At 62.9% G+C, this 20,212-nt stretch carries 15 protein-coding genes; 10 read left to right on the top strand and 5 right to left on the bottom strand.

The genetic code is table 11. The features are described 5' to 3' along the window. Positions 1-74 precede the first annotated feature (74 nt). The 5 genes from VGM61_RS12710 to VGM61_RS12690 all read left to right on the top strand — a co-directional run bounded on the left by VGM61_RS12710 (position 75) and on the right by VGM61_RS12690 (position 6,925). Positions 75-3,116 carry a TonB-dependent receptor gene (locus VGM61_RS12710; RefSeq protein WP_331523195.1) on the top strand — a complete coding sequence of 1,014 codons (3,042 nt, stop codon included), beginning with the start codon at positions 75-77 and terminating at the stop codon, positions 3,114-3,116. 928 nt (positions 3,117-4,044) lie between these two features. Beyond that, complete coding sequence (locus VGM61_RS12705; RefSeq protein WP_331523194.1) at positions 4,045-4,464, top strand: YciI family protein; 420 nt, start codon at positions 4,045-4,047, stop codon at positions 4,462-4,464. A gap of 30 nt (positions 4,465-4,494) precedes the next feature. Beyond that, complete coding sequence (locus tag VGM61_RS12700; RefSeq protein ID WP_331523193.1) at positions 4,495-4,908, top strand: VOC family protein; 414 nt, start codon at positions 4,495-4,497, stop codon at positions 4,906-4,908. A 3-nt stretch (positions 4,909-4,911) separates the two neighbouring features. After that, positions 4,912-5,670 (top strand): YciI family protein, encoded by a 759-nt coding sequence (locus VGM61_RS12695; protein WP_331523192.1) that lies wholly within the window; start codon positions 4,912-4,914, stop codon positions 5,668-5,670. Positions 5,671-5,701: 31 nt separating this feature from the next. Beyond that, positions 5,702-6,925, top strand: coding sequence for an RNA polymerase sigma factor (locus VGM61_RS12690; RefSeq protein WP_331523208.1), 1,224 nt, complete (start codon positions 5,702-5,704; stop codon positions 6,923-6,925). Between the two features lie 536 nt (positions 6,926-7,461). Here VGM61_RS12690 and VGM61_RS12685 read toward each other — a convergent pair. Beyond that, positions 7,462-7,809, bottom strand: a complete 348-nt coding sequence (locus VGM61_RS12685) for a hypothetical protein (RefSeq protein ID WP_331523191.1) — start codon at positions 7,807-7,809, stop codon at positions 7,462-7,464. A gap of 152 nt (positions 7,810-7,961) precedes the next feature. Between VGM61_RS12685 and VGM61_RS12680 the strand changes: the two genes are divergently transcribed. Beyond that, complete coding sequence (locus VGM61_RS12680; protein ID WP_331523190.1) at positions 7,962-8,933, top strand: Ku protein; 972 nt, start codon at positions 7,962-7,964, stop codon at positions 8,931-8,933. 57 nt (positions 8,934-8,990) lie between these two features. Here the strand turns inward: VGM61_RS12680 and VGM61_RS12675 are convergent, their stop codons facing one another. From VGM61_RS12675 to VGM61_RS12660, 4 genes are all read right to left on the bottom strand, one after another. Then, positions 8,991-10,199: an AGE family epimerase/isomerase gene (locus VGM61_RS12675; RefSeq protein ID WP_414694870.1), complete on the bottom strand. Its 1,209-nt coding sequence runs from the start codon at positions 10,197-10,199 to the stop codon at positions 8,991-8,993. Continuing rightward, positions 10,196-11,173 (bottom strand): carbohydrate kinase, encoded by a 978-nt coding sequence (locus VGM61_RS12670; RefSeq protein WP_331523189.1) that lies wholly within the window; start codon positions 11,171-11,173, stop codon positions 10,196-10,198. Before VGM61_RS12670 ends, VGM61_RS12675 begins: the two co-directional genes overlap by 4 nt. A gap of 42 nt (positions 11,174-11,215) precedes the next feature. Then, positions 11,216-12,433, bottom strand: coding sequence for an L-fucose:H+ symporter permease (gene fucP / locus VGM61_RS12665; protein ID WP_331523206.1), 1,218 nt, complete (start codon positions 12,431-12,433; stop codon positions 11,216-11,218). A gap of 114 nt (positions 12,434-12,547) precedes the next feature. Continuing rightward, a complete protein-coding gene (locus VGM61_RS12660) occupies positions 12,548-13,600 on the bottom strand; it encodes a LacI family DNA-binding transcriptional regulator (RefSeq protein ID WP_414694872.1) in 1,053 nt (350 codons plus the stop codon). Between the two features lie 277 nt (positions 13,601-13,877). Here VGM61_RS12660 and VGM61_RS12655 point away from each other — a divergent pair, with 277 nt between their 5' ends. The 4 genes from VGM61_RS12655 to VGM61_RS12640 all read left to right on the top strand — a co-directional run bounded on the left by VGM61_RS12655 (position 13,878) and on the right by VGM61_RS12640 (position 20,198). Next, entirely contained in the window at positions 13,878-16,229 is a 2,352-nt protein-coding gene (locus VGM61_RS12655; protein ID WP_331523187.1) for a GH92 family glycosyl hydrolase, read from the top strand. Between the two features lie 147 nt (positions 16,230-16,376). Continuing rightward, complete coding sequence (locus VGM61_RS12650; protein WP_331523186.1) at positions 16,377-18,173, top strand: sensor histidine kinase; 1,797 nt, start codon at positions 16,377-16,379, stop codon at positions 18,171-18,173. Then, positions 18,170-18,616 (top strand): response regulator, encoded by a 447-nt coding sequence (locus tag VGM61_RS12645; protein WP_331523185.1) that lies wholly within the window; start codon positions 18,170-18,172, stop codon positions 18,614-18,616. Before VGM61_RS12650 ends, VGM61_RS12645 begins: the two co-directional genes overlap by 4 nt. A gap of 34 nt (positions 18,617-18,650) precedes the next feature. Continuing rightward, positions 18,651-20,198, top strand: a complete 1,548-nt coding sequence (locus tag VGM61_RS12640) for a response regulator (RefSeq protein ID WP_331523184.1) — start codon at positions 18,651-18,653, stop codon at positions 20,196-20,198. Positions 20,199-20,212 lie beyond the last annotated feature (14 nt).

The raw sequence follows: 20,212 nt of genomic DNA, 5'->3' as shown, positions 1-20,212 counted from the left end.
CACGTGGCGAAGGGACGACCACGTGCATCGGCATGCCGTTCTGGGGCGCTCACGAAGATGGGGAAGGCACAGGCATGAACACAAAGATCCACACGCGCAGGAAAGTACTTGCGCTGGCGCTGCTTGCAGGTATGGGAGCCACGTCGGGGGCATTCGCACAGTCCACCGTTGGCACGATTTACGGCTCGGCACCCATCGGCGGCAACGAAACGGTGCTGCTGGAAAGCAATAGCGGCATTCGTCGCGAGATCGCCGTCGACGCAAAAGGTCGCTATGTCGCTTCCCAGTTGCCGGTGGGCACCTATGCGGTGACCCTGCGCCGAGACGGCGCGGCGATCGACTCGCGCAAGAATATCCAGCTTACTGTCGGTGGCTCAGCCGACGTTTCGTTCGCCGCTGCTGCCGCGGCATCTGCCGAGAACGCGCAGAACCTCAGTGCAGTCTCGGTCACCGCCGCGGCACTGCCGGCGATCGATGTCACCACGGTGGATTCGCGCACGGTCATTACCTCCGAGCAGCTGGCCAAGTTGCCGCTGGGCCGCAATGCCGAGGCCATCGCCAAGCTGGCACCGGGTGTCAATACCAATACCGGTAACTTCACCGGCCCGACCGGCAAGCAGCTTGTCTCCTTCGGAGGCGCGTCGGCCACCGAGAATGCTTATTACATCAACGGTTTCAACACCACCGATCCGCTGTTCGGTGCCGGTGGCCTGACGCTGCCGTACGGTGCGATCGACCAGCAGGAGGTCTATACGGGTGGCTATAGCGCCCAGTACGGCCGTTCCGACGGTGGCGTGATCAACCAGGTGGGCAAGCGCGGCACCAATGAATGGCATTTCGGTGCCCAGGTGTTGTGGGAGCCCCAGTTCGCCAGGGCCGACCAACGCAACGTCTATTATGGCAACGGCTATCCCGGCCTGTACGACACGGTGCCCAAGGCGCCGCCTCCCTCCGGCACGCTTTATATTCCTCGTGCAGAGGACAACTCCTGGGTCGAGACCGTCAGCGCCTATGCCGGCGGCCCGCTGATCAAGGACAAGTTGTACCTGTTCATCGCCGCCGAATACGAGCGCGATCAGGCCCGTTCAGTGACCCAGATCGGCGCAACAAATCCGGCGCAGACCCAGCAGTACAACAATCCGCGCTGGTACGCCAAGGTCGACTGGAATATCACCGACAACAACATCATCGAGGTCACCGGCGCCTCGGACAAGCGGGAGGGTTCGGGTACGTACTACGCGTTCGACTACGTCAACCGCCAGCGTGGCGCGGCGACGGGCCCGATGGATACCACCAAGCAAGGCGGCACGCTCGGTATCATCAAGTACACCGGCTATATCACCGATGACCTGACCATCGATGCCTTGTACGGCAAGTACAAGACGCACGATTACGACGTTCCCGGTGCATATAATCCTGACCTGGTCTACATCACCAATCCACTGAAGCAGAACCCGGCTCTGAACGGCGGTGTCCCGCGCTTCACCAACCAGTTATCGTCGCTGGCTGATCCCGGTCGTGGCAACGAGATGAACAATCTCCGCGTCAACATTACTTATCACTGGGGCGACCACACCATCGTGGCGGGTATCGACAACCAGAATTCCCGCGCGAACAACATCGGTACGGTCAACACAGGACCAGGTTACAGCTACAACTACGGGTCCGTGTCGGATCCGTCGCTTTCACCGGCCGGCGGCGTACCGCCGCTGGCAGGCTTCCCGGATGGCCAGAGCGGCTACTACGTGTCGCGCAACGTTGCCAACAGTACCGTCAGCGTTCGTTCCACGCAGCGCGCCCAGTACCTGGAAGACACCTGGCAGGTCAGCGACCGCTGGATGGTCAAGGCGGGCATCCGTAACGACCAGTTCACCATCTACAACCCGTCGGGTGATGCGTTCATTACCGAGACCAAGCCTCAGTGGTCCCCCCGCCTGGGCTTCAGCTGGGACGTCAATGGCGACTCCAGCTTCAAGGTGTTCGGCAATGCAGGTCGTTATTACCTGTCACTGCCGTTGAATCCGGCGACCGGCGCTGCGGCGGGTTACATTGCTACGCAGACGTACTTCACCTACAGCGGCATCGATGCGCAAGGTGTGCCGACTGGCCTGACCCAGATGGCCCCCGCCGTCTCGGCCAACAACAGCTTCGGCCAGCAGCCTGATCCGCGTACCGTCACGGGCAAGAACATTGGTGCGGAAAACCAGGATGAGTACATCCTGGGCTTCAACAAGCAGTTGACCGACAAGTACGTTTGGGGCGTGAAGGCAACCTACCGCAAGCTCAACAATGCGATCGACGACTTCTGTGATGTCAACCTGGTCACTGCCAAGGCTGCGGCCCAGGGTATCGATGTCGGTTCCACGAACAGCTGCTACCTGATCAATCCCGGTCGAGCCAATACCTTCGTGCTGATTGATACCGCCGGCAACCCACAGGATGTGAAGCTGAGCAACAAGGAGATGGGCTTCCAGGGTCTGAAGCGCCGTTATTACGGCCTGGATTTCTTCATGGAGCATCCGTTCGACGGCACCTGGTACGGCAAGATCAATTACACCTTCTCGCGCAGCTATGGCAACACGGAGGGCCAGGTGCGTTCGGACCTCCTGCAGCTCGGCGGTTCGGCGTCGGAAGACTGGGACAACGGTACGATCATGGAGTATGCCAATGGTCGCCAGAACAACGATCACACGCATGTACTGAAGTTCTTCGGGTACTACCAGGTGAGCCCTGAGTGGCAGGTTTCGGGCAATATCTCGATGAGCACTGGCCAGCCGAAGATCTGCCTTGGTGCTTATGGTCCCGATTACACCGATCCGGTGGACTACGGCAACGCCTATCACTGGTGCAACGGTCAGCCGTCACCTCCGGGTAGCCACGGGAGCCTGCCCTGGACCCACCCGTTGGACCTTGGTGTGACCTACCGTCCGGCATGGGGTGATAGCAAGCTCGCGTTCGCTGCCAATGTGTTCAACGTGTTCAACGAACAGAGGCCGACCTTCCTGAGCGTGAACAGCACCGACGGCGGTAACAGCACGCCGTTGTACACATACAACTCGAAGTACCTGAGCGAAACTCCGCGTTACGCGCGCTTCAGCGTTAGCTACGACTTCTGATCCCCTCCAGATAAGTCGTGCGGCCGAAGGGCCTGTCCTCCCCGACAGGCCCTTCTTTTTTGCCACGAAAAAAACGACATGGCCTGAATTGTCTGGGCTGCAATAAGACTAGGGTGCGGTTTATTCGTTATGCATAGAAATTATGAGTGCGCAGTTTCGGCAAATTAAATGGTAAAACCTGCTTCAACTCTCAAAATTAAAACCACGCCTATCTTTCGGGTTCCTCGGAAACATAATAAATATTATTGTGACCGTGGCAATCCCGCCACCAGGATGAGCGCCATGAAAATCTTGCAATTGTTTCGACTAGCTAAGCTATTGCAGATGGCTCCCGCGGCTGCGGTCGCGATTTTGATCATGTTTTTTGCGACGCCCGTGTGTGCGACCACCGCAAATGCCCAAAGCTTTATTTATTTCGATAGCCAGAACAACATTATCGGTCAACAAATAATCGACTGCCATAATTGGACGGCCCACGCTGGAAATACTGATCCATCAAATCCGTACAAAATTGAGGAGATTTGGCATTGCTACACAGCATTGGATGTTCAATGCACGAGCGGAGCTGGGCCCGCTCCCCCAACGTGTACAGTTCTTGGGGACCCTGGCCCTTCACATGAAGCATATTATTTTTTAAGCGCTACTGGAGCGACATATTCTGATTACTGCGCCGCAGGTCCTGGCGATGGATTTAATGGTCACCCCACGTGTGGCGAGTTGCAGCCCGTCTACTTCTTGGGAACGTTTCTACCCGGGTGGAATTGACGGTATTCTAGCTCCTTCAGAAGGGGCCTGCTTAGCAGGCCCTTCTTTTTTGCCCGGAGGAAATAGTCCGGAAAAATTCTTGCGACACCGTGTCGATTTCCGCTAGCGTCCTTCGACGCAAGGACGAAGAGGGCCCATAACGCGCCCCCAAGGAGAGAGCGACATGCGTTTCATGATCCTGGTGAAGGCCAATGAGGAAACCGAGGCGGGGGTCATGCCCAGCCACGAGCTGCTCGAGGCCATGGGCAAGTTCAACGATGAAATGATCAAGGCTGGGGTGATGCTTGCCGGCGACGGCCTGCATCCAAGCTCCCGGGGTGCGCGGGTGCGCTTCGATGGCAGCAAGCGCAGCGTGATCGACGGCCCCTTTGCCGAGACCAAGGAATTGCTGGCCGGTTTCTGGTTGATCCAGGTGCGCTCGCTCGACGAAGCCATCGAGTGGGTGAAGCGGGCGCCGATGGGGAACGGCACGGAACTGGAAATCCGCCGGGTGTTCGAGATGGAAGATTTTGGCGAGGCCATGACCGACGGGCAGCGCCAGCAGGAAGATCGCCAGCGCGCCGAACTTGCCGCGCGCCACTGATTCCCACTCCCTTCTATCAAGGACCAAACCATGAAGCTTGATCCGTACGTCTTCTTCAGCGGCACCTGCGAAGCCGCCATCAACGACTACCAGCGCATCCTCGGTGGCGACATCGTGATGATGTCGCGCTACTCCGAAGCCCCGGACGCCGGGGAGATGGCTCCGGAAGCGAAGAATTTGATCATGCATGCGCGCCTGGTGGTAGACGGCCAGACGTTGATGGCCTCCGATGCGCATCCGTCGATGCCGAACAATGGTAACCACGGGTTTTCGCTTGCGCTCACCTTCGCCGAGATCGACAAGGCCGAGCGCGTCTTCAATGCCCTGGCCGACGGCGGCAATGTCATCATGCCGCTTCAGAAAACCTTTTGGTCCGAGCGTTTCGGCATGTTGACCGACCGCTATGGCATCGAATGGATGATCAACGGCGGCGAGGCACCTTGACCGATGAAGATCCTTCTCTTCCGGCGTGGCGATGCCGACTCCGAAACCGGTGTCAAACCATGGCCTGAGTTGGTCCAGGCCATGGGCGACCACTTCGCCGCGTTGGAGGCGGAGGGCAGGGTGTATGCCGGCGAGGGCTTGAAGCCCAGCAGCCAGGGTGTGCGGGTGGCCTTCAAGGACGGCAAGACGGTGGTTACCGACGGGCCGTTCGCCGAGGCGCGCGAGGTGATCGCCGGCATCAGCCTGATCGACATGCCGGACATCGAAGCGGCTACCGAATGGCTTAAGCAGTGGCCCACCGAAGACGCCCATGGCAACGCCGAGATCGAAGTGCGTGACCTCGGCTGCCCGGGCGGCCTGCCTGGTTTCGGCGATCCGGCAGCGCCGGGTGAGGGACGGCGCTACGCGGTGATGCTTCTTTCCACCGAAGCCGCCGAGGCGGACTTCGTGCCGCCTGGGGAGGTGCTGGCGAAGATGGCCGAGGCCAACCGCCGCGGCCAGGAAGCAGGGCATCTGATGGCAGGCGAAGGGCTGAAATCCAGCCGGAGCGGCAAACGCGTGAAGTTCACCGGCGGGAAGCCGCAGGTGATCGACGGGCCGTTCGCTGAAGTGAAGGAACTGGTGGCCGGCTTCTGGATTGTCCGCGCAGCATCCATCGCCGGCGCGATCGCCTGGGCCGAAAGCTACCCGTTCCCGGGCAAGGAACAAGCCGTCGTGGAAATCCGCCAGCTGTACGAGCCGGAAGAACTTTTTGGCCCGTGATGTCCACGCCACGATCGATGCCGTATGGCGCATGGAAGCGCCACGCATCATCGCGGCGTTGGCGCGTGTATTGCGCGATGTCGGAACCGCCGAGGAACTGGCCCAGGACGCCCTGGTAGCGGCGCTTGAGCAGTGGCCGCGCGACGGCGTACCGGATAAACCCGGCGCATGGCTGATGACCACCGCGCGGAACCGCGCCATCGACCGTATTCGTCACCGTGTACTGGCGGAGAAAAAGCACGAGGCCATCAGCCACGACCTGGAAGACGTTTACGACGAGCAACAGGCGCGCATGTTTGCGGCGCTCGACGACGACATCGGCGACGACCTGCTGCGGCTGGTCTTCACCGCCTGCCATCCTGTGCTCTCACCCGAGGCCCAGGTGGCGCTGACCTTGCGGCTGCTGGGCGGGCTTTCCACCGACGAGATCGCCCGCGCTTTCCTGGTGCCCGAGGCCACCATCGCGCAGCGCATCGTGCGCGCCAAACGAGCGCTGGCGGATCCTGAGATCATCTACGAAGTACCTCGCGGTGAGGCCTTGCAGTCGCGCCTGGCCGCGGTACTGCGTGTGGTCTACCTGGTGTTCAACGAAGGCTACGCGGCCACCGCCGGCGGTGACTGGATGCGGCCGGCGTTGTGCGACGAGGCCTTGCGCCTGGGCCGTGTGCTGGCCGGCCTGATGCCGCTGGAAAGCGAAGTCCATGGTCTGGTCGCGTTGATGGAGTTGCAGGCGTCCCGCGTGTCGGCGCGCACGGCGGCCGATGGCACGCCGATCCTGCTGCTCGACCAGGATCGCTCGCGCTGGGACCGTCTGCTGATCCAGCGCGGGTTGTCGGCCCTGGGCATGGCCGAGCGCCTGGGTGGCGCCGCTGGCCCTTACGCCTTGCAGGCTGCACTGGCCGCTTGCCACGCCCGCGCCGTGCGTCCGGAAGACACCGACTGGAACCGTATCCACGCGCTCTACCAGGTGCTGTTGCGGCAGACACCCTCACCGGTGATCGAGTTGAACCGTGCCGTGGCGCTGTCGATGGCGCAGGGACCGGCGGCGGCGCTTGAAGTGGTCGATCGTCTGAAGGACGACCCGGCTCTCAGCGGTTATCACTTGCTGCCCAGCGTCCGTGGTGATCTTTTGTCCAAGCTTGGCCGCCATGCCGAGGCGGCAGCGGAGTTCCATCGTGCCGCGGCGATGACGCGTAATGATCGCGAACGGGACTTGCTGAATGAGCGCGCGGTGGCGGCGGAAAGTCAATCGTAGATCCCACCCGGTGAAACACGGACGGACCGGGCGAATGAACCACCCAGGCATTGCTGCCTGTCGACCCCAGTCACGTCATGGTGTTCATGACCGGTTAGCCAGCCGTGGATCACATCCATGCGATCCGATGGTTCATCCGTCCTGCGCTGACTCGAGGCGGACTCCGTCACTCCACTTTTCGAGACTGGGGTGGCGGGCGAGCCAGGGTAGAAAACCGCACGACGTCGGCCGGACCGAAGTCCGCCTGGCTGCCCACCAAAAGAGACGGGAAAGCCCCGGGTACCGCAGGAATGCGCCTGCGGTACCCGGTGTCGTGACGGGTTTCTACACCCGACCGCCAAGGTTGCCCCGGCGGCAAACGAATGATCCCGGATACCGCACGCCACATCCATAGTAAGCGTCGCAAAGTTCCCGCTGACATCACATCGGACAAAACTCAAACCGTCACGTCACCGTGGCAGGTCGTGTCCAACTAGCTGCAAGCGTTGCGGGAGTCCGGAAGAAGCGACGTCTTCATCCCGCTGCTGCTTCCATGCTTAGTACCCGGACTTACTGGTCGGCAGGGCCGACTTCGTCTGTTGTTGCTGTTGCTGCTGTTGCTGCGAACTGTTCTGGCGCATCTGCTGTTGCTGCAGCTGCAGATCCTGCGCGGTCTGCGACTTCTGTTGCTGTTGGCGAAGGATCTGCTGGTTTTCCAGCTGCGCTCGCTGCTGCATCTGCTGTTGCTGGGCAATGGACGCTGCCTGCGGGTTCACGGTGCGCACCGGGGCCGGGCGTGGAGCCGGGGCCGGTGTCGACGTCGATTTCGTGGTGGTCTGGGCGGGAACGCCGACACCCAGGCCAAGCAATACCAGGCCGGCGGCAAGGGGAATGAGCTTCTTCATGGGGTTCTCCTTCTTGATGGGCCTAGATTCGCGCTTCGATGGCGGATAAAGAGTGAAATTCCCGCTAAGTGGGAACTTGCGTTCAGGCACATGCACAACGTCCACGCCGGGCGCGGCAGGCTAGGCTTCCTTCTGCCCGCGAGCGCAACGCCATGGCCCGTCCCATCTGGAGTGGCACCCTGTCCTTCGGCCTGCTCAATGTACCGATCCGCCTGATGTCCGGCGAACGGCACAACGATCTGCATTTCCGCCTGCTCGACCAGCGTGACAACAAGCCGGTGCGTTACGAGCGGGTGAATGCCGAATCCGGCGAGGAAGTGCCGTGGAAAGATATCGTCAAGGCGTTCGAGTACCGCAAGGGAAGCTACGTGGTGCTGGAAGAATCCGATATCCGCGGCGCCGCCAGCGAAGCCCATGAGGTGGTGGAGATCGATACGTTCATCGATGCCGGCGAGATCGGCCCGTCGTACTTCGAAAAGCCCTACATCCTGGTGCCGGCGAAGAAGGCCGAGAAAGGCTACGTGCTGTTGCGCGAAACGCTGAAAAAAACCAATCGCGTAGGCATCGCCCGCGTGGTGATCCGCACCCGGGAATACCTCGCCGCTGTGATGGCCCAGGACAACGCACTGGTGATGAACCTGCTGCGCTACCCGGCCGACATCATCGACCCGGAGGACTACGGCCTGCCCGGTAAGGCTGCGAAGGATTACCGCATCACGCCGAAAGAGATGGAGATGGCAAAATCGCTGATTGACTCCATGGCCGGCACGTGGAAACCCTCCGACTACCGCGATGAGTTCCGCGAAAAGCTGCGCAAGGTGATCGAAAAGCGCCTGGCGAAGAAAGGCGTTACCGCGGACATCGAGGAGGAACACGAAGCTCCGGAGGACGCCACCACCAATGTGGTGGATTTCATGGCGCTGCTGAAGAAGAGCATTGCCGGCAACAAGCGCACGCCGGCGGCAAAACGCGGCGGCACGAAATCAGCGTCGAAGTCGGCCAGAAAGACGGCGAAGTCCGCGGGCAAGAAAGCGACAGCGAAGAAGGCAACTCGCAAGACGGCAGCCAAGAAGGTCGCCAAGAACGCGACAAAGAAGGCCCCCGCGAAACGCGCGCGCGCCTGATCCGATGCCGCCGCTGCGATCTGTGGGCATCGGAGTCGACTCCGATGCCCACATGGCTTACTTCCAGCCGCGGCGCATCGCCGCGATCACTTCGTAAGCTGCGCCCATGGTGTGGTAGTCGGTCTTGCCGGCGGGGCTTTTCTCGTCGTCGTACTTGCGGTTGTCGCGGGTGAGGATGCGGAACCACGCGCCGTATTCGTGATCGACCAGGTGCTCCCACGAGTAGGCCCAGATCTTGTCGTACCACATGGCATACGAAGGATCGCCGCTGCGCTCGGACAAGAGCGCCGCGGCAGCGAGCGATTCGGCCTGCACCCAGAAATACTTGTCGTCATCGCATACCGGGCCATCGGGTGCGAACCCGTAGGCGATGCCGCCGAACTCAGGGTCCCAGGCATGCTTGAGGGCTTCGTCGAACAGGTGGCGTGCGGTCGGCAACAACCACGCCGGCGCCTTGCCTTCGCCGCCCAGGAACCGGTCCAGGATCATCAGCAGCTTGGCCCACTCCGTCTGGTGGCCAGGCTGGAAACCCCAGGGGCGGAACAGATGCTTGGGGTTGTCCTTGTTGTATTCCCAGTCGACATTCCAGTGGATGTCGTAGTGTTCCCATACCAGGCCATTGGCCTTGGTTGCCTGGCGTCGGGTCATGTGGTCGGCCAGCAACAGCGCGCGGTCGAGGTAGCGGCGGTCCTGGCTGGCCTCGTACGCGGCCAGCATCGCCTCGCACATGTGCATGTTGGCGTTCTGGCCACGGTAGCTGGAGAAGTTCCAGTTCGCGTCGGCTTCGTCGCGGTACAGGCCGGGACCTGCTTCGAAGAAGTGTTTCTCCAGGAGGTCCCAGGTTTCGTCCATCCATGGCAGCGCTTCGACGATGCCGGCCTTCACCGCCGTGGAATATGCCAGCAGCACGAAGGCCACGCCATAGCAGTGGTTGGTGGTGTCGTCGGGCTTGCCGTCGCTCAAGGTCCACGCGTAGCCGCCGGTCTGCGGGTTGCGGTGCACGTCGCGCAGGTACGAAAGGCCATGTCGGGCAGCCTCGATGTACTGCGGGTCGTCGAACTCGATGGCCGCCATCGCGTTGTTGAAGACGAAGCGCGTGCTGCTTACCAGATGGCGGTGGCTGCGGTCGTAAACCGTGCCGTCGTCCTTGTAATAGTGGTAGAAGCCGCCGGCCGGATCGAGCGAGCGCGGATCGTAGAACGCCATGGTGGTGGCGATGTGTTCGCGCAACACGGTTTCGTCGTGGAAGTCGGGCAGGGTGGTCACGGGTTGTTCTCCAGGAAGGCTTCGACTTCACCGGCGTCGGGGATCGCGGTGAAGGAGCCCTTGCGGGTGACGGTGATGGCGCCGCAGGCGGCCGCGTAGCGCAGCAATCCCTGCAGGCGGGGAATATCGGCGACAAGCGCAGGCAGGGTAGCGGCGGTGACGCCTTCAACGCTTAGTTTCGACAGCAGGCCGCCGACGAAGGCATCGCCTGCAGCGGTGGTGTCCACTGCGCGTACGGCGAAGCCGGCGAACACGCCCTGGCGATCTTTCGAGAACCAGCGCATCGGGGCATCGCCGTCGGTCACCACCACCAGCTGCGCGGTACCGGTCCAGATTCGCGCCAATACGGATGCTTCGCTGTCGTCCTGGCACAGGAAGGTGAGTTCCTCGGCGCTCAGCTTCACCACGTCGGCCGCCAGCAGGGCATCCCACATCCGCGGCCGTGGGTCGAACCCGCGCGGCCACAGCGCCGGCCGCAGGTTCATGTCGAAGCTCACCAGAGCACCCTCGTCGCGCGCACGGCGCATGAGGGCCACGGTGGTGGCGGCGATCGCGCCCTCGGTCATCGAATTGGAGCACACGTGGAACACGGCAACGTCGCTGAAGCCATCGGCCTGGAAATGCTCCGGCCGGAACAACAGGTCCGCCGACGGCGGCCGGTAGAAACTGAAGCTGCGCTCGCCATTGGAGGCCAAAGACACGAAGGCAAGCGCGGTATGCGCCTCGTCGGTGCGCACCACGCTACGCGTGTCCACACCGGCGTCGTGCAGGCTCTTCAGCAGGAAATCGCCGAACATGTCCTTGCCTAGCATGCCGGCAAAACGAGCCGGCTGGCCCAGGCGCGCGACGGCCACCGCGACGTTCGCCGGCGCGCCGCCGGCGAAGGGAATATAGGCGTCCGGCGCACCGGGCGTGGCTTGCGGCTGGGGATGGAAATCGATCAGCGCTTCGCCGAAACAGAGGATGAAAGGCATGGGAAACCGTGGGGAAACAAAAAGGGAAAGCGGTGTGGCGGGTCAGGCGATATTGCGCACCTTCGACCCGGACACGCCGTAGAACACGATGTAGGCGTAGCAGATCAGTGGCAGGAAGAACGCATGCTGCAGGCCGATATGGTCGGCCAGCACGCCTTGAAGCCAGGGAATCAGCGCGCCGCCCACGATCGCCATGATCAGCAGGCTCGAGGCTTTGCTGGTGAGTGGGCCCAGGCGTTCGATGCCCAGGGCGAAGATGGTGGGGAACATGATCGAATTGAACAGGCCGATGGCAACGATGCTGTACACCGCTACGCTGCCAGAGGTGCTCATGGTGGTGATCACCAGCAGCATGTTGACGCCGGCGAAGGCCGCCAGGAGTTTCCGCGGCGACATGATCGCCAGCAGCGTTGAACCAATGAACCGGCCGATCATCGCACCCAGCCAGTAGAACGACACAAAATGACTGGCACGCTGTTCGCTCATGTTGCCGATGTCCGGCAGCGACAGGTAGTTCACCATGAAACTGCCGATCGACACCTCGCCGCCGACATAGAAGAAGATCGCCAGCACGCCGAAGAACACGTGCGGCGTACGCAGCGCGTCCATCAGGGTGTGATGCGACGTGTCGGCCTGCTCGGTGGTTTCCTGAAGCTTCGGCAGGTTGAACAGATAGACAAACACCGCCAGCAGCACCAGCACCACGGCCAGGCCGATGTATGGGCCCTGCACGGCATGGGCTTCGTGCGTGCGATAAGCCAGCTGCTCGGCCGCCGGCATGGCATTGATGTCGGCCGCCGTGCGCACCTGGTTGGACAGGATCAGGAAGCCGCCGAACAACGGGGCCAGCGCGGTACCGAACGAGTTCAGCGCCTGGGCCAGGGTAAGGCGGCTGGAACTGGTTTTTTCAGGGCCCAGCAGCGCCACGTACGGGTTGGCGGCCACCTGGAGCACCGTGATGCCCGTGGCCAACACAAACAACGCCCCCAGGAACGCCGGGTACGAATGGGCCGCGGCCGCCGGCCAGAAGATCGCAGCACCGATGCCGGCGATCACAAGGCCGGCGACGATGCCAAGCTTGTAACCCAGGTGCGCCACCAGGCGTCCTGCCGGGAGGGACATCACGAAGTACGCGCCGAAGAAGGTGAACTGGACCAGCAGCGCCTGGGCGTAGCTCAGTTCGAACACGGCCTTCAGATGCGGAATCAGGATGTCATTCAGGCAGGTAAGAAAACCCCACATGAAGAAGATGGTCGTCATCACCCCGAGCGCGAGGGGAAAATAGGTATAGCGGTGGTCCTCACCCGAAGACGGGGTGGAACCGGGGCGCGGGGATGAGGCAAAGGCCATCGTGTACTCCTTGGCTTGTTGTTCTTAGGGCGACGCGGGACGGCAGGATGAATCGCGCACCACCAGGCGCACGGGCGCGGTGGTGTGGGTGGCTTCCATGTCGGGATGGCCGATGCGGGCCAGCACGAGCTCGGCGGCCTGGCGGCCCCTGTCGCGCGGGTCCACGGCGATGGTGGTGAGCGGGGGAACGCTCACGCTGGATTCGGCAATGTCGTCGAAGCCGACGATGGCGAAGTCTTCACCAGGACGGCGGCCGCGCGAGGTAAGGCCAAGCATCAAGCCCAGGGCCACCGCGTCGTTGTAGCAAACCGCGGCCGTGGGCGCGGGATCCCGGTTGAACAGCGCACCGGCCTGGCGTGCCGCTTCAAGGCGGGTGGGCGCGCTTTCCACCAGCCAGCCCGGGGCCACGGCAAGATTCGCCGCCTTCATGGCGTCGAGATAACCCTGTCGGCGCTGCCGGCATGAGCTGGAATCGCGGTGGCCGCCAAAAAAGGCGATGCGCTTGTGGCCCAGTGCAATCAGATGCTCGGTGGCAAGGTGGGTGCCGCGTTCGTTGTCCAGCACCAGGGTGTCCCAGGGCGCGTCGTCCGCCGAGGCTTCGCCAAGGGAACGGTTGAATACCAAAAGCGGGGTGTGCCGCCCCACCGCGGCAATCACCCGGGCATCGTCGCTACCTTCGGCCGGCGACAGGATGATGCCCGCCGGGCCGTGCTCGATCAGCGAGGACAGCACCGCCTGCTGGCGCTCGGGGGATTCGCCGGTATTGCCCAGCAGGGTGACGTAGCTGGCCGACCCCAGGGCTTCGTCCACACCCGCTGCGAATTCGGCGAAGAACGGATTGCCCAGGTCGTTGATCACCAGCGCGATGGAACTGGACGTGCGGCGGCGCAGGTTCGCCGCGGCGCGGTTGTATACGTAGCCCTGGCGTTTGAGCTCCGCCTCGACCTTGGCGCGGGTACGCTTGTTCACCAGCGGGCTGCCGCGCAGCACCAGCGAGACGGTGGCGCGCGACACATCGCAGCCGGCGGCGATATCGGCAAGGGTGACCTTGCGTCGTGTAGGCGGCTTGCTATGCATGGGCATCGCGGACGGTCCTTTTCGCAGCGGTGTCAGGCATGCCGAGGGTCCCCTGGCGCAAAGTGAACAGACAGGCGGCCAAAAAAATCGCGGCAACCGAGGCGGAAGCATACTTGTAACGATCTAAACAAGGCCATCATCGCCTGTTCAGGGAGCGAATTGCATCACGCGGCGCAGCATGCACGAAAGTCCCGAAAGTGATAGTTTTTTCAACTTTAGAACGATCCAAGCCGGTTTTTCCACTACCAACCCGCCCCTGGCGGCCCCCGGAGCCCGCATGACCGCACGATCCCCGCTTCCCCTTGTCGCTTCCCTTGCCATGGCGCTGGGGCTGGTCTCGCCGCTGGCCCATGCGGCCGACACCGGGGCCCATTCGGCCTGGGCGGCCGTCGATCCGATGATCGGCACCGGCGGTGACGGCCACACCTTCCCCGGTGCCACCGTACCCTTCGGCATGATCCAGCTAAGCCCGGATACGGCCATGCCGGACTTCAAGCATTCCTATAAATACGCCGCGGGTTACCAGTTCGCCGATACTAGCCTTCTGGGTTTTTCGCATACGCACTTCTCCGGCAGCGGCCACTCGGACCTGGGCGACTTCCTGGTAATGCCGATCGCGGGTGACGTAAAGCTTGACCCGGGCTCGCCGGAGCAGCCAGGTTCGGGCTATCGCTCGCGTTTCTCACACGACACTGAGAAAGCGCAGGCAGGGTACTACGCGGTCACGCTCAGCGACTACGGCATACGCGCCGAGCTCACCGCCAACCAGCGCGTGGGTTTCCACCGCTATACCTTTCCCAAGGGCAAGCCTGCGCATGTGCTGCTTGACCTTCGCCCGAGCATCTACGACTACGACGGCAAGGTGCTGTGGGCATCGTTGCGCGTGCGGTCCGATGGCACCGTCACCGGCGGCCGCACCACCCGCGGCTGGGCACCGGGGCGCCAGCTGTTTTTCGCCATGCGCTTCTCCCAGCCGATGGCCTCGCGCGAGCTGTACGACAAGGAAACGGACGTGCCCTACAAGGGCTTCGCCGGGCCCGGCCAGAAGGGCTACAACACCGACGCTGAAACCGGTCGTGGCCTGCTGGGCGTCTTCGACTTCGGCGAACTGAAAGCGCCGCTTACGGTGAAGATGGCGATCTCCTCGGTGAGCGAGGACAACGCCGTGGCCAACCTCGATGCCGATGGCAAGAACATCGACTTCGACGCTGCCCGCGCCGATGCGCGTCAGGCCTGGGAGAAGGCCCTCTCCACCGTGGACGTCACCGCACCCGACGCCACCCGTCGCATGTTCTATACCGCGCTGTACCACGCGATGATCGCGCCGAGCCTGGCCCAGGATGTCAACGGTGAATACCGTGGCCCGGACAACCAGGTGCACAAGGCAGACAAGTTCACCTTCTACTCCACGTGGTCGTTGTGGGATGTCTACCGCGCTCAACAGCCACTGATGACCTTGCTCGAGCCCGACCGCAGCAACGATTTCGTCAGTTCGCTCATCGCCGCCCAGCAGTCCAGTCCCTTCGGCATCCTGCCCGTATGGGCGTACCAGGGCCTGGAAACCTGGTGCATGATCGGCTACCACGCGGTGCCTGTGATCGCCGATGCCTACGTCAAGGGTATCCGCGGCTACGACGCGAATGCAGCCCTGAAGGCGATGGTGGCCAGCGCTACCTACGGCCCTTATGGCGGCCTGGACGGCTACATGAAGAACGGTTACGTGGCGATCGACAAGAGCCCGGAAGCTGCCTCCAAGACGGTCGAGTATGCGTTCGACGACTGGACTCTGGCCCAGGCGGCCAAGGCCATGGGCAAGGACGACATCGCTGCCACCTTCTACAAGCGCGCTGCCAACTGGCGTAATACCTATGACGAAAAAACCGGCTTTGCCCGTGCCCGCAAGTCAGATGGCTCTTTCCGGGAGCCGTTCGACCCGGCATCGGCCGGTTACGGCAGCGACTACACCGAAGGCAACGCCTATCAGTATTCCTGGTACGTCCCGCAGGACGTGGCCGGCTTGATCACCTTCCTGGGCGGCGATGCAAAGTTCATCGACCGCCTGGACCAGGTGTTCGAGGCGAAGGTGAATCCTAAATCCTTCGCCCATGTGGAGGACATCACCGGCCTGATCGGCTGGTACGCGCACGGTAACGAACCCAGCCACCACCTTGCCTACCTCTACGACTTCGCAGGTGCACCCTGGAAAACCCAGGGGCGGCTGAAGCAGATCATGGACACCCAGTACAAGCCCACACCCGAAGGCCTCGTGGGCAATGACGACCTGGGCCAGATGTCCGCCTGGTATGTGTTTACCTCGCTGGGCTTCTACCCGGTGGCCCCGGCCAGCAACCAGTACGTGATCGGCCGGCCGTTCGTGTCCAAAGCCACCGTGAACCTGCCTTCGGGCAAGCACTTCACCGTGACTGCCGATCATCTGGACGACGCCCATCCGTACGTGGCCAGTGTCACCCTCGACGGCAAGCCGCTGGAACGCACCTGGATCAGCCACGAGCAGATTCTTGCTGGCGGGGAATTGCATTTCGTGATGTCGGCCACCCCGCAGAAGGCATGGGGCAGTTCCATCGCCTCCCGGCCCCTTGCGATGAGCCCGTACGGTGGTGCCCCGTAAGCAGTCGTCACGTCCGGTTCACGGCTTGACGGGCATTTAGAGCAACCAAAAATGCGCCCCGGTGCTTAGGCACCGGGGCGCTGGCGTACAACCATGCAAGAATAGACAGGATTCGGCGCGACGCCGACGACGGATGAGCGGGGGGACATGAAAGAACGTATGGTCTTGCGCTGGCGGCTGGCGGGGCTTTTGATCGCCGTGCTGGTCATCGTGGCGCTGCCTTATGTACTCACCCGTAGCAGCGCCGCCGATGCCACGCGCGCCCGCGATTGGGTCACCCATACCGCCGAGGTGCGCGCACGCGCGTTCGGCCTGGAGGCGACGCTTCGCGACAGCGAGGCGGCGATCTACACCATGCTGGCAGGGTCCAGCAGCCCGGCGCTCGATGAACGTGCCCAAAGCGCTCACAACCGGGCCCCGGAGCTGGTACGCCAGCTGCGAGAGCTTACCGCCGACAACAACACGCAACAGGTGCGCGTGGGCTCGCTCGAATCCACGACCATTGGCCGCATCACCCTGATGGATCAGGCCGTGGGGCGCATGGCGGCGGGCGACAAGGCCGGCGCCTACGCCTCGATGGCCGATGCCGCCCGGCTGTTTGCCTTCCGCGACGCCCTGGGCGCGATCATTGCCGACGAAGACAAGCTGCTTGCCGAGCGCCGGGTCGAAGCCCGGCGCCTGGACCGCGACAACCAGTGGATCCTGTTCGGCACGTCGGCGGCGCAGATCATCCTGCTGGTGACCCTGGTGGTGCTGTCCGAGCGGCAGATCGCCCAGCGCCTGCAGGCGGAGACCGTGGCGCGGTTTGCCGTACAGCGCTCCGGACTGATCGTCCAGGCCGTGCGCGAACCCATCGCCATGCTCGACGCCAAACTCAATACCCTCCTGGTGAACGAAGCTTTTGCCGAGCTCTACGGGGTGGAAGACCTCACCGTATCGGTGGGGCTGGCTTCCGTGGGAAATGGTGCATGGAGCGCCCCGGCGTTGCTGCAGCGCCTGTCCGATGTCGTGGCCCGCGATCGCGAGCTTTGGGATTTCGAGATGAACCAGCGCACCGTCGACGGCATGGACCGCACGGTGGTGATCAATGCCCGGCGGCTGGAGGAACCGGGCACCGAGCATCCGGCGGTGCTGCTGACGGTCAGCGATATCACCGCTCGCGCGCTGGTGGAGCAGCGCGTCAACGAACTGAACCGCCAGCTCGAGGGCAAGGTGGAACAGGTGTCCGACGTCAACCGTGAACTGGAAGCTTTCAGTTATTCGGTGTCCCACGACTTGCGCGCGCCATTGCGCCACATCTCCGGCTTCTCCAGCAAGCTGGAATCCCATCTGGCTGAACTTGCCGATGAGCGCACACGTCACTACATCGAAGTGATCGGCACTTCGGCGCGGCGCATGGCGCAGCTGATCGACGACCTGCTGGTGTTCTCGCGCCTGGGCCGCGGCGCGCTGCGACTGCAGCCGGTGGACATGCAGTCGCTGGTCGAGCAGGCCCGTGCGTTGGTTGAAACCGAGGCGGACGACCGCAAGATCGAATGGGTCATCGCGCCATTGCCGATCGTGGTGGGCGATGAAAACATGCTGCGCACGGTGTGGCAGAACCTGCTCGGCAATGCCGTCAAGTACACCGCCCACCATGAGCGCGCGCGCATCGAAGTCAAGGGCGAGCGCGGCCGTTCGGGCGACTGGGAATTTACCGTGGCCGACAATGGCGCGGGGTTCGATATGCAATATGCAGCCAAATTGTTCGGCGTATTCCAGCGGCTGCACCGCGCGTCGGAATTCCCGGGCAACGGCATCGGGCTTGCCAACGTCCGGCGCATCGTCGCCCGGCATGGTGGGCGTACCTGGGCCGAGGGCGAGGTCGACCACGGTGCCACATTCCATTTTTCCCTGCCTGCCAGCGACTTGGGCAAGGCTTCCAGCACAGGTGAGGCAGCATGAACCAACGTGATCTCCGTACCATTCTCCTCGTCGAGGACAGCGCCGCCGATGCTGAAATGGCCATCGACGCCTTGCGCGAGGCGAAACTTGCCAACCCCATCGTGCACGTGGAAGACGGCGTGGATTGCATGGATTTCCTGTACTCACGCGGTCGGTTCGCCAATCGGTCACCGGAGGCTCCCGCGGTAGTGCTGCTGGACATCAAGATGCCGCGGATGGACGGTCTGGAAGTGCTCACGCAGATGCGCGCGGACGACGCGTTCAAACGGACCCCGGTGGTGATACTGTCCTCGTCACGGGAAGAAAGCGACCTGGCGCGCAGTTGGGACCTCGGGGTCAATGCCTATGTCCTGAAACCCGTCGACGTGCAGCAGTTCTTCACCGCGGTGCAGACCCTTGGCCATTTCTGGGCAGTGCTGAACCAGCGCCCGGAAAGCGAATAGGCCAGGGGCATCGATGGACTGGAGGGGCGATCCCATGGCACCGCTGCGCGAAGCCGCACATGGCGTAGTGCGCATCCTGCAAGTTGAGGACAATTCCCTCGACGCAGAGCTCATATTGGCTGAACTCGAGGCGGACGGCATGGCCTACGAAGCGCGGCTGGTGGAAGAGGAAGAAGCCTTCGTCACGTGCCTGGATGAGTTCCGTCCGGACATCGTGCTTTCGGACCTGAGCCTTCCCGGTTTCAGTGGCCAGCGCGCACTGGAGATTTTGCGGGCGCGCAGCTCGGACATACCGTTCATTTTCGTCTCCGCCACCCTGGGCGAGGAAGCGGCCATCGAGGCGCTGCGCAATGGCGCCACCGATTACATCCTCAAGCAACACCAGGCACGGCTGGCCAGCGCCGTGCGCCGCGCGCTGCGCGAGGCCGACGAGCAGCGTGCCCGCGTCCGTGCGGAAATGGAACTGATCCGCGCACAGCGCTTCGAGAGCCTGGCGCTGTTGGCGGGGGGATTGAGCCACGACCTGCGCAACCTGCTGCAGCCGTTGTTGCTGGCCGGCGATACGCTTGAAGACTACGCCGACGACCCACGCCTGGCCCGCCTTGGCGCACTCGTGCGTGATTGCGGCAGGCGCGGCCTTGAGATGGTGTCCTCGATGCTTTCCTTCGCGCGAGGCGCGCGCCGCGCCGAGCAGGTCCGCCTGGGCGCGTTGCTCGATGCACTGGGATTGCTGCTGCAAGGCAGCGTGCCGCGAAGCATCGACATGAGCGTGGATGTCTTCGACGCGGATGTCACCTTCGAGGGCAACCACACCGAGTTGCAGCAGTGCCTGTTGAACCTGTGCCTGAATGCCATACAGGCCATGCCTGATGGCGGCACGCTGAAGGTGGAGACCGCCGGTGAAGTGCTCGATGCCGATTTCCTTGAAGCGGGAGAATCCGCGGCTTCCGGCCGTTACCTGCGCCTGTCGGTGATCGACGACGGGCAGGGCATGGCGCCGGAAGTGTTGCGCCGGCTGTTCGAACCGTTCTTCACCACCAAGGAGACCGGCACCGGCCTGGGCCTGCTTTCGTGCAAGCGCATCGTGGCCAGCCACGGCGGCGTGATGCGCGTGCACAGCGTCGCCGGCGAAGGCACCGCCTTCCACCTGTACCTGCCGCTCACCGAAAGCGGGGATACGGAAGATGCTTCCCACGAGGAAACCCTGCAGGGCGAGGCCGAGCGCGTATTGGTGGTGGTGGAGGAAGCCATGCAGCTGTCGCTTCTTACCGACACGCTCAATGCCTATGGCTACCAGGCCGGCGCCAGCCAGAGCGGTACGGCGGCGTTGCAGTGGATCGAGGCCCACGGCATCCCCGACCTCGTCGTGCTCGATGCCGACATGAACCTTTTCACCGGTGTGCGCACCCTGGCCGCCCTGCTCGAGCACGGCTACGACGGCGCCGTGTTGCTGCTCTCACGGCCAGGCTCGCCGCCCGACCTGGAAGGCCTGCCGCCGCTCGAGCGCCTTTACGTGCTGGACAAGCCGATCGAGGTGAGGGCGCTATTGCGGGTGGTGCGCGAGGCCCTGGGCAAAGCCTGATCCAGGGCCCGCGG

The organism is Pinirhizobacter sp., assembly GCF_036499745.1.
Lineage (GTDB): Bacteria > Pseudomonadota > Gammaproteobacteria > Xanthomonadales > Rhodanobacteraceae > Pinirhizobacter.
Note: the sequence above shows the minus strand (reverse complement) of the source record. Positions and strands in the feature narration are given on the sequence as shown.